9 protein-coding genes are annotated in these 11,412 nt (G+C 35.9%); 6 read left to right on the top strand and 3 right to left on the bottom strand.

What is annotated here, in order from left to right; all coding sequences use genetic code 11:
* Positions 1-132 precede the first annotated feature (132 nt).
* Both PHO43_RS09315 and PHO43_RS09310 read left to right on the top strand, forming a co-directional pair.
* Positions 133-651 carry a TlpA family protein disulfide reductase gene (locus PHO43_RS09315; RefSeq protein WP_053826046.1) on the top strand — a complete coding sequence of 173 codons (519 nt, stop codon included), beginning with the start codon at positions 133-135 and terminating at the stop codon, positions 649-651.
* A gap of 18 nt (positions 652-669) precedes the next feature.
* Entirely contained in the window at positions 670-1,272 is a 603-nt protein-coding gene (locus PHO43_RS09310; RefSeq protein WP_288009642.1) for a thioredoxin family protein, read from the top strand.
* Between the two features lie 99 nt (positions 1,273-1,371).
* Here the strand turns inward: PHO43_RS09310 and PHO43_RS09305 are convergent, their stop codons facing one another.
* Positions 1,372-1,659, bottom strand: a complete 288-nt coding sequence (locus PHO43_RS09305) for a GNAT family N-acetyltransferase (protein ID WP_045089977.1) — start codon at positions 1,657-1,659, stop codon at positions 1,372-1,374.
* Between the two features lie 203 nt (positions 1,660-1,862).
* Between PHO43_RS09305 and PHO43_RS09300 the strand changes: the two genes are divergently transcribed.
* Complete coding sequence (locus PHO43_RS09300; RefSeq protein ID WP_502867187.1) at positions 1,863-2,681, top strand: alpha/beta hydrolase; 819 nt, start codon at positions 1,863-1,865, stop codon at positions 2,679-2,681.
* 26 nt (positions 2,682-2,707) lie between these two features.
* Positions 2,708-4,570, top strand: a complete 1,863-nt coding sequence (locus PHO43_RS09295; RefSeq protein WP_288012049.1) for an outer membrane protein assembly factor BamB family protein — start codon at positions 2,708-2,710, stop codon at positions 4,568-4,570.
* Positions 4,571-4,584: 14 nt separating this feature from the next.
* Here the strand turns inward: PHO43_RS09295 and PHO43_RS09290 are convergent, their stop codons facing one another.
* Both PHO43_RS09290 and PHO43_RS09285 read right to left on the bottom strand, forming a co-directional pair.
* Positions 4,585-7,803 carry a UvrD-helicase domain-containing protein gene (locus PHO43_RS09290; protein ID WP_288012047.1) on the bottom strand — a complete coding sequence of 1,073 codons (3,219 nt, stop codon included), beginning with the start codon at positions 7,801-7,803 and terminating at the stop codon, positions 4,585-4,587.
* An 11-nt stretch (positions 7,804-7,814) separates the two neighbouring features.
* Positions 7,815-8,153 (bottom strand): translation initiation factor, encoded by a 339-nt coding sequence (locus tag PHO43_RS09285; protein ID WP_045089973.1) that lies wholly within the window; start codon positions 8,151-8,153, stop codon positions 7,815-7,817.
* A 119-nt stretch (positions 8,154-8,272) separates the two neighbouring features.
* Between PHO43_RS09285 and PHO43_RS09280 the strand changes: the two genes are divergently transcribed.
* Positions 8,273-9,940, top strand: a complete 1,668-nt coding sequence (locus tag PHO43_RS09280; protein WP_288009637.1) for a uridine kinase family protein — start codon at positions 8,273-8,275, stop codon at positions 9,938-9,940.
* A 90-nt stretch (positions 9,941-10,030) separates the two neighbouring features.
* Positions 10,031-11,412 (top strand): tRNA uridine-5-carboxymethylaminomethyl(34) synthesis GTPase MnmE (gene mnmE / locus PHO43_RS09275; protein WP_288012045.1); only part of this gene is annotated, 1,382 nt, incomplete at its 3' end.

The raw sequence follows: 11,412 nt of genomic DNA, 5'->3' as shown, positions 1-11,412 counted from the left end.
CCCTTTTTTTTATCTTGCAGTTAACTTTTATATTTGATATTTAACAGATATACAGTCGATTACAATGAACAACTGCTTAGTATCGTTTGTTCACCGATTATAATCACAGTGTAATTCATTAATATAAATGGGATGAAGTCTATTTTGCTTATACTAATTTCATTCTTAATATCAACGTTCACCCTAAAAGATACAGTGCCCAGAGCAAATTCAGAATCAATGGTTGATTCTGATATTATGGTTGTTGATTTTAAACAGCTTCAGCCTTTTCTTGAGATAGATAATGATACAATTTATGTTGTTAATTTTTGGGCTACATGGTGTGGTCCGTGTGTTAGAGAAATTCCATATTTTGAGCAATTAAGAGATAAATATGAGGGTGAAAATCTGAAAATAGTTATGGTTAGCTTAGATATGTCTGACGATCTGGATACCAGAGTTATTCCATTCATGAGAAAATACGATATGAAAAATAAAGTGCTTTTATTGGATGACCCGCAATCTAACCGTTGGATTCCACTTGTGGATGAAAAATGGACAGGTGCAATACCTGCAACTCTTATTTATGGAAATGGATTCCGAGAGTTTTATGCAAAGGAATTTACATTTTCAGAATTGGATAAGATTATAAAACCATTATTGTCAAACTAACATTTTAAATAAGCAGTTATGAAAAGAAAGTTACTTGTTCTTGCTCTGCTTTCAATGATTTATTTTTCATTGATTGCCCAGCCCATTCCAGTAGGTTCTCAGGCGCCCGACTTCTCTTTAAAAAATGTTGATGGAACAACTGTTTCGTTATCAGACTATGCAAATGAAAAAGGGGTTATGGTAATATTTTCTTGCAACCCTTGTCCTTATGTTCAAGCTTATGAAGATCGTATGATTGCACTACATCATGAGTTTGCACCACAGGGGTATCCTGTTGTATTTATCAATCCCAATGATGCAGTACAGCAGCCGGAAGATTCAATTGAGAAGATGAAAGAGAGGGCAGCAGAGAAGAATTATCCATTTCCATACCTGAAAGATGAAACTCAGGAGGTTTATCAAGCATATGGTGCCACACGCACACCGGAAATCTTTCTTCTTAAAAATGAGGGAGGCAGCTTTACCGTTGCTTATACCGGAACAGTTGATGACAACTACAAAGATGCTTCAGCGGTAGAAGAAGCTTTCGCAGCAAATGCTGTAAAAGCATTACTTGCCGGGAATAATCCTGATCCAGCTTCTACAGTTGCAATTGGCTGTGGTATCAAGAAAAAGAATTAAGCGTTTTAGGTTATATTTCGCAGAATACATATGCGGCTAAATCCGTCAGTACGATTAATCATTTAAAATTGGATTAATGTGTTGACGGATTTATTTTATTTAGCTCGACCATAAATCTCTGTACTCATCAGGGCTTTTGCGAAATTTAGCAAGAATATAGGGACATGATGGATTTACCTTATACCCCTTTTCGCGTGCATAGTCAACCATTTCGTTGAACAATCTGCCCGCTATACCCTGTCCTTCAAGTTCGGGACGTACACCTGTATGATATGCATCAAGTATATTGTCTTCAATTTTAAAATCTAGTTCGGCAATCTGTCTGCCATCTTTCTCAATAAAAAATCTACCTTTGTTATCATCTATTTTTCTTTGAATATCCATCATTGTTCTATATTAAAGAAGATTCATAACTGAACCTTCGGTTATATATCGATAAACATCAGTACATTTGTATTTGTTGACTGGAAAGAGTCTCTTTAACATTGTATGATAATTATAAAATTCTTTTTTATAATCTTACTAAATATTACCTTTGAAATTATCTAATTAATTGGAACGAACAACTATATAGAGTTAAACTTATAAATATTAAAATGAAATACTTTCTAATTGGTTTTATATCCAGCTTTTTCTATCTATATTCAACATATGCTTCTACAGTTGATACAGTAAATGTATTTAGTGCATCAATGAACAAAAACATAAAGAGTGTTGTAGTTAAACCTGACTCATACAACAGACAGCAAGATCTGCCGGTCCTCTATCTTTTACACGGTTATAGTGACAGATATGATGCATGGATAAAAAAAGTACCTTCAGTTAAAGAGCTATCAGATCTTCATGATATAATTATTGTATGTCCCGATGGAGGATTTAATAGCTGGTACTGGGATAGCCCAATAGATGAAAAGTATCAATATGAAACCTTTGTTGTAAAAGAGCTTGTTAACTGGATAGATGAAAATTATAACACAATCTCTTCAAGGGAAGGGCGTGCAATAACTGGTCTAAGTATGGGAGGTCATGGAGGTTTATACTTAGCTTTCAGGAATCAGGATCTGTTTGGTGCTTGCGGTAGTATGAGTGGGGGAGTTGATATACGTCCTTTTCCCAATAATTGGGACATGTCAAATTATATAGGCAAACAGTCTGAAAATCCTGACTACTGGAAGGAATATACAGTAATGGGTTTATTGCATCTGTTAACTCCAAATAGACTGAAGATTATTATAGATTGCGGGACAAATGATTTCTTTTACGAAGTAAATGAGCGATTACACAAAGAGTTGCAATATAGAAATATCCCACATGACTATATAACTCGTCCTGGTGGTCATACCTGGGAATATTGGAACAATGCGATAAAATATCAAATGCTCTTCTTTAGTGAGTATTTTAAAAAATAGTGATTTATACCAAAAATCAGACTTCTATGATATCATATAGAAAAATATATATTGTACTTTTTCTTCTGAATGTAAGTATTGTCGTTTTAGCAGCTTCGACAACTACTTTTAAATTTGCACTGGTAACTGATACACATATAGGTAGTTTGGATAATAACGAAGATCTTATACGGACGGTTGAGGATATAAATTCAATATCTGAGATATCATTTGTAATTGTCTCGGGAGATGTTACTGAATTTGGTTCATTTGAAGAGCTAAAGAGAGCAAAAGATATTCTTGATAATTTGAAAGTTCCATATTATTCAATTCCAGGAAATCACGATGCTAATTGGTCTGAAAGCGGGACAAACGATTTTTTAAGAGTCTTCGGTAATGAGACATTCGGATTTGAGTATAAGGGGTACAAATTCATTGGATTAGCATCGGGTCCGAATATGAGAATGAGTCCGGGACAGATACCCAGAGAAAACCTTACATGGTTTTTTGATGAACTGGAGAATACCAGCAAGGAAACGCCGATTATTTATATTAACCATTATCCTATGGATGAGGGTTTAAATAATTGGTTTGAAGTAATGGATGCACTTAGACCATATAATGTTAAATTAATGCTCTGTGGCCATGGTCATACTAATAGAGCTATGAATTTCGAAGGAGTAAATGCGGCGATGTGCAGATCTAACCTGCGTGCAGGTAAAGAGTATGGAGGGTATAATATAATAACAGTTGACTCTGATTCTATTTACTTTCAAGAACGTATTGTTACGAAAGAAACAAATACACCATGGCTTGCATATTCTTTATCTCAAAAGCCTAATTGGGTTGATAACCCTCCACGACCAGATTATACAATTAATACAAACCATCCATATGCTTATGAAGTATGGAGTATACAAGAAGAAAGTGATATGGGTAGTGGAATGGCATTTAAAAACAATGTACTCTATTATACAAATACAAAAGGTGAGATAAAAGCAGTGAATGCTTCTGACGGTTCAGAGTTATGGAGTTATAAAACCGAAGGTAAAATTTATTCAACGCCTTACGTATATAATGATCTGGTCTGGTGTGCATCTTCTGATACTTATTTATATGGAATAAATAAAGATAATGGTAAAGAGATATTTAAGCTGAAAAATAATAAAGCTGTAGTCTCTTCACCGGTTTGTACTGATGATAAAGTAATACTATCAGGTGGTGATGGCTATTGCAGAGCATGGAATGTGTTCTCAGGAGAGAAAGTTTGGGAATTTGACAGTGTTAAAAATTTTGTAGTGACAAGACCAGCTGTAAATGATGGTATATTGTTCTTTGGTAGTTGGGGTAATGAATTTTATGCACTGAATGTTGAAAATGGTAAACCAAAATGGATTTGGAATAATGGTCATACAAACAGGATGCTATCACCTGCACAAGTATATCCTGTTATAACAAATGGAAGAGTTTACCTGGCTTCACCAGACAGATTTATGACTGTGCTTGACGAGAAAACCGGAGAGGTAATATGGCGTTATAATGACCCTGATAATAGAGTCAGGGAGTCTATTGGTGTTTCAGAAGATGGAGCTACTGTTTATGCTAAAACGATGGATGGGAATATTATAGCTATTGATGCTACTTTACCTGAAAGAAGAATCAAATGGGTTTCATCAGGTGAGAATATGGGATATGAACTTGCACCCACTGCACTGGTTGAGAAGGATGGGGTAGTGTATGCACCAACTGACAAAGGTAATATTTATGCATTTGCAGCTTCTGATGGTAAATTTCTTTGGAAGTATAGAATATCAAATGGCTTGATTAATATGATTTTGCCAACTGATAATAGAGAACTTTATGTTTCTGCAATGGATGGTAGACTAGTTAAGCTAAGAATTAGCCGTTGATTATCTGGACTGGCTTATCCTACATCTACAATTTTTCCTGTTTTCACATAGAAAACATATCCTTTTACATTGAGATATCCCATTTCTTCTATTGATTTTACGTATCTCTGAACCTGGCGTTTGTATTTACTCTCCTCAGATTCTCCAAACTTATAATCAACTATTATAACCTCATCCTGAGAAATCATTACTCTGTCAGGGCGACTGAATCCTTTTTGCGGATGTAGAATCTGAGCCTCATTCAATACATCATATTTTCCGCTATACCAATCTGAGACAAGTGGAACAGATAGATAATCAGTTAGATCGTTTGTGATTTTTTCCATCTCACTTTCGTTGATTTCTCCTTCAAACAGTTTCTTTTGAACAGCTTGTGGAATATCGGAGATAGTTTTGATGTCACTTACTATCTTATGCATAAGTGTTCCGTAATCTCTACTGCCATCATCACTAAAAAATCCAATGGAGTTGAGCCTTAGTTTAAGTCTGTCATTAAATGGAATAGAGTGCCATCTACCTGTTTTATAAGTTTGAACTTCTATTTCTGATTTAACATCTTTGATCTTTTCCGGAGTACCTAATTCAAATACTGATTCAGTATTGCCTTCACATTTGTTTATCTCAGAAAGATTACTGCTGATAATTGTTTCACGTAATAAATGAGATACATTACTCAGTTTTTCAATCTTATCTTTATATGGAGCAAAGAGAATAAGTCGGTGCTTTGCTCTCGTAAAAGCAACATACAGAAGATTCAAATTATCGATATATGTAAACATCTTTTCCTCAAGATAATCTCTTCTGAAAATTGTGTCAGACAATTTCTTATTATACTTCAATGGAACCACCCCGATAAAGTTAAATGGAGAAACCTCAGGTTTGCACCATATAATATCGTTGTTTCTTGTATGGTCTAATTCCCAATTAACGAAAGGCATAATAACAGCACCAAATCCAAGTCCTTTTGACTTGTGAATAGTTATAAGTCTGATAGCATCTTGCCCTTCAGGAGAATATAAAGCTTTATTGCAACCTTTTTCTTCCCACCAATCAAGAAAAGCATTAAGATCAGCAGACTTGTCTTCACTAAACTTTAGTGCTATGTCAAGAAATGCCTGAATATATGCTTTTTCATTTTCATCTGTTTCACTAGTAAACAAAGAGAAATAACTCTCGATCATATCATAAAAAGGCATTGATGAGAGCTCAGCTATTTTATTTCTGTATTCTTCAGGAAACTCTCCTTTAGTCTCTTCCCGATAAGCTTTTATAGCTTCAGCAGGTGAGTACTTATACATGTATCTGAAAAACTCGTATACAGCACTCATTTTGTATAATTCGTCGCTGGGGTTACGGAAGTGATACATAAGTGCTACAGCTGATTTGATACTTTGAGCACTACCTAAAAGTAATGCTTCGTTTGAAATTATATCATATCTGTAACGAGAGTCAGGGTTATCCTCTTTATATTTTAGTAGTTTCTCGGCTACCTGAACAGCTTCTTTGTTTGAACGAACAACCACAGCTATATCTTTAAGTGAAAAGCCTTGATCCTGAAGAGACTCTATTTCATATGGCAGTCGCTCAAGAGCTTCGGATTCCCAATCACTATCTTTATCATCTTTTAGGAAAGTGATTTTTACATGTCCACTACTATCCTTTATCTTTTCCGGCAAATGTTGATGAACATCGGTATAGGCACTTGAAATCTGATTTGACCAGCCTTCTTCATCAATGGAATTTGATTCATTGTAATAATCCTGCAATATATATGGAGCTTCGTTGAAGAAGAAGTTGTTAAACTCTACAATCGCAGCATCACTCCGCCAGTTAGTATCCAGTACATGTTTCCTGATATAATCACTCGAGAAATCCTTTTCTACCTGCTCCTCCAGTAAACGCCAGTCTGAGTTCCTAAATCGATAGATACTCTGCTTTACATCACCAACAATCAGGTTGAAGTTTCCAGATGATAAACTTTCATCAACAAGTGGCTTAAAATTAGTCCACTGCATTCTGGAAGTGTCCTGAAACTCATCAATCATATAGTTCGTGATCCTCGTCCCGGTCTTTTCATAAATAAAGGGAGAATCGGTACCCGATATTATATCATTCAAAAGCTCGGTAGTATCAGAAAGCAGCAGAGTATTATTTTCCTGTTGAAGCTTACGTAGTCTGTTTTTAATATCATTCAGAATTCCTAAGGTAAAATAGTTTTGCAGAATACATTTTGCAGTAAGGTAGAAAGTATTATTTTCATACATCTTTATAACTTGCCTTACACACTCATTCAGGCCTGAATTGTAAGCATTCTCAATTTTTAGAATTAAGTCTTTTGGAGTTGTCTTAGTATACCAACTCTCTGGGTTATCTAGGAATTCCAAGAATGTTTTTGTCAAATCAGGAATCTCACCATTAGCAATTTTTGCAAATTTAAAGAACTGCGAAGTGCCTGCACCTCTAAAATTAGACGGAGAAAGATCACAGCTATCTATAATTGAAACTGCTCTGAGCCCAATATTTTTCAACTCAATTTCATACTCCCTGATTATCCTGATCAGAATTGTTTTATATTCAGACAGCTGTTCTTTATTCTGTAATACAGCTTGCTCCTCTTTGCTAAAAGATTTATATGTTTCATTGAAAAGTTGTTCTGAGAGATCCATAACCTCTCTATCAATCTTCCAGCTTTTACCTTCCTCTATACTGTCCTGCATGAACTGCAACAGCCACTCAGCCAGTTGTTTGTTTTCTGGTCTATCCAATTCAGACAACATGAGGTCAACTGTCTCCATTAACAATGAAGAGTGCTCAACTTCTATATTATAACCTCCAGCTAGTCCCATTTCGCGGGTAAAAGCTCTCATTGTCTGTTGGAAAAACTTATCTATTGTGCTAATAGAGAATGCGGAATAGTCATGCAGAATTGTTTCAAGAATTCTTCTTGCAGTTGAACGGACTGTGGACTCTTTTAATGAGAAGTTTCTCATTAACTCGTTTAAATAGGCAGAGTCTCTTCCTGATGAGAGTAAATGAAGTTCTTCAACAATTCGCGACTTCATCTCATCAGTAGCTTTGTTCGTAAAAGTTACTGCCAGAATATGTCTATGATTATTTGGCTGAGCAAAGAGCAGATGCAAATATTCTCCCGTTAGCCTGTGTGTTTTTCCTGAACCGGCAGAAGCTTTAATAATATGCAGATGCTGCAATTCATATGGTGACTTATCTGTCATAATTCATTCCTTCAAATCCGTCGCGATTTTATGTACCCCTCTTTCTGTAAAATATCAAGTACTTTTTCACGATGATCTCCCTGGATAATTATCTCTCCATCTTTAGCTGATCCACCTACACCACATTTAGTTTTTAACAACTTGCCCAACTCTTTCAAGTCTTCTTCATTACCTGAGAAGCCTGTGATAAGTGTAACAGATTTTCCATTTCGGTTGCGTTTATCCAGACTGATGCGCAACAATTGCTTCTCTTTAGGCAAGGTTTCAGAGATCTCTTCACCCTCTTTATTATAGTGATAATCGGGGTTAGTTGAGTAAACAATATCGAGTCTTTTTTTCCAGTCGTTCATATGATATTTGCATAAAATGTGATTAACAAAGATATGTTTTTTTGAGAATAGATTAAAGTCAAATGGGGAGTATCTCCGAAAAAAAGTGTAATTTAGTAACTCTATTAAAAATAAAGAATATGACAGGCACAGTTAAAGTACATTGTTTGAATACTGACGAACATAAAGAAATACCAATAGGTACATCATTGGTTGATTTAATTAAAGAGTTTAATGTCAAATCGCCCTATTTAATAACAAACGCTAGAGTTAACAATAAAACGGAATCTCTCACATACAGGGTATACAGACCAAAGAAAGTAGAGTTTGTGGATTTAACCGACTCATCTGCCATGCGCACCTATGTAAGATCACTTTGCTTTATTCTAGCAAAGGCCGTTGACGATATAATGCCAAATGCGAAAACATATCTCGAACATGCTGTTTCTAAAGGATATTATTTTCAGATTGAGTCTGACATGCCTGTTGGTGAACATGAGCTGAATGCTATTCGTAACAGAATGAAGGAAATAGTAGAGGCAAATTTACCATTCGAGCAAGTAGAAGAAGAGACGGAGAAAGTGGTTGAACTTTTCCGTAGTCTGGGCTTGGATGATAAAGCCCAGTTACTTGAAACATCCGATATGCTATACGCACGTTATTCTAAACTTGATGGGTATATCGACTATTTTTATGGAAGTCTTACACCTACAACAGGATATATTACAATTTTTGATATTCAGCCTCATAATGGAGGATTCCTACTGAGGGTGCCAAACAGACAAAACCCGGTTGAACTGGAGCCGGAAGTTAAACAGGAGAAACTTCTAAATGTATATCGTGAACATCTTAATTTCTTAAAGATTAGTCGTCTCGACAATGTAGGAGATCTAAACAGAGCAATCAGAGAAGACCGGGTATATGAGGTGATTCAGGTTGCAGAAGCATATCAGTCAATGCAGATCAACGATATTGCGAAAGAGATCTCAAAAAGATTTAATGATGGAGTTAAAGTGGTATTTATATCAGGTCCATCCTCTTCAGGTAAAACTACATTCCGAAAGCGCCTTGAAGTGCAACTGATGGTGAATCTTTTAAAACCTGTAGGTATTTCGCTTGATGACTATTTCGTGAATCGTGATAATACTCCACTTGATGAGAATGGAGAAAAAGATTACGAATCACTGTATGCTCTGGATCTGGAGTTGTTTGAAGATCATATGCTTAAACTTATGAGCGGCGAGACAGTTGAGTTGCCAACCTATAATTTTGTTACAGGTAAGAGAGAGTATCGTGGTAATTTTCTGAAAATGGATAATAATAGTATATTAATTATTGAAGGTATACATGGCCTAAATCCTAAGCTGACCGAACATATTCCAGAAGATATGAAATTTAAAATTTACGTTTCTGCTCTAACTACTATCTCACTTGACGACCACAACTGGATTCCTGCATCTGACAACAGACTTATTCGTCGTATAGTGCGTGATTATAGATATCGTGGCTATTCTGCACAGACCACAATCTCCAGGTGGGATAGTGTTCGCCATGGAGAAGATAAATGGATTTTCCCATTCCAGGAAAATGCAGATGTTATGTTTAACTCAGCTATGATATATGAACTTGCCGCAATCAGAAGACATGCCGAACCTATTCTTATGCAGGTACCACGCACAGTACCTGAGTATTCAGAAGCATATCGTCTGCTGAAGTTTCTTGGCTATTTTAATTATATAACAGATAGGGAATTGCCTCCAACTTCGCTGCTCAGAGAGTTTCTAGGAGGTAGCAGTTTCAGGTATTAAAGCTACTTTAATATTCATTTTATTTTTTCATTGCAAATTTTTCACTTTAAAATAGTAGAAAGTATTGACTTATTTTATAGTAATAAATTAATGAATAACGATGTAATTTGCGCGATATCAACTCCTCCCGGTATGGGTGCAATAGCTACTGTACGTCTTTCAGGTGAAGGATGCATAGCTTTGACTGATAAGGTTTTTTTATCACCTTCAGGGAAAAAACTAATAGAGTCAAAAGCCAACAGAGTACATTTCGGGAGAATCATATACAATAATGAAATCCTCGATGAGGTACTTGTAACCATCTTCCATTCTCCACATTCATTTACAGGAGAGGAGAGTGTTGAGATATCCTGTCACGGTTCAGTATATATACAGCAAAAATTGGTTGAATTACTTCTGGAACAGGGCGCCCGGTTAGCAACTGCAGGAGAATTCACTCGACGTGCCTTTCAAAACGGGAAGTTTGATTTGAGTCAGGCCGAAGCTGTTGCCGACCTTATAGCATCAGAGTCAAAGTCCTCTCACAGGGTAGCAATGAACCAGATGCGCGGTGGTTTTGCTCGTAAACTTGCAGACTTGCGCGATAAGCTACTTCAATTTGCATCTTTGATTGAGCTGGAACTCGACTTCTCAGAAGAGGATGTTGAGTTTGCCAACAGAGATCACCTTTATAATCTTACTTTAGAAATTGAAAAAGAAATTGATAGTTTAGCCAATTCATTTCAGCTTGGTAATGCAATTAAGAGTGGAATACCTGTAGCTATAATAGGTGAAACAAATGCAGGAAAATCAACACTTTTAAACTTGCTTCTGAACGAAGACAAAGCGATTGTAAGTGATATACATGGTACCACGCGCGATGTGATAGAAGATGTCGTAAATATCAATGGAGTTACGTTCAGATTTATTGATACAGCAGGAATTAGGCAAACATCTGATGTAGTTGAAACAATGGGGATAGAGCGTACATTCCAGAAAATAGAACAGGCCTCAATCATACTTTGGATGATTGATACAACTACACCTATTGACAAAATCGAAACACTGGCAGAGTCAATTCTTCCAAAACTAAAAGATAAACAGGTTATTATTCTGTTCAACAAAGCTGATCTGCTTTCTGAAGGTCAAGAAAATAAATTCCAATTATTATTTCCAGACCTGGATGCAGAAAAACTGTTTATTTCAGCAAAGAAGCAACAAAATACCGATCATTTGCAGGAGCTTCTAATTGAAAAGGCTGGTATACCTTCAATTAGTGAAGATGATGTTATAGTCACAAACCTTCGACACTATGAAGCACTTAAAAAAGCACTTGATGCAATACAAAGAGTAATTGAAGGATTGGATGTTGGAATCACTCACGATTTTCTTGCACAGGATATACGTGAATGTATGTTCTATCTGGGTGAAATAACAGGACAGATTTCAACCGATGAAATATTGGGAAATATTTTCAGTAAATTTTGTATCGG

It is taken from the genome of Lascolabacillus sp. (assembly GCF_028696275.1).
GTDB classification, from domain to species: domain Bacteria; phylum Bacteroidota; class Bacteroidia; order Bacteroidales; family Dysgonomonadaceae; genus Proteiniphilum; species Proteiniphilum massiliensis.
This window is presented reverse-complemented; position numbering and strand designations above follow the sequence as displayed.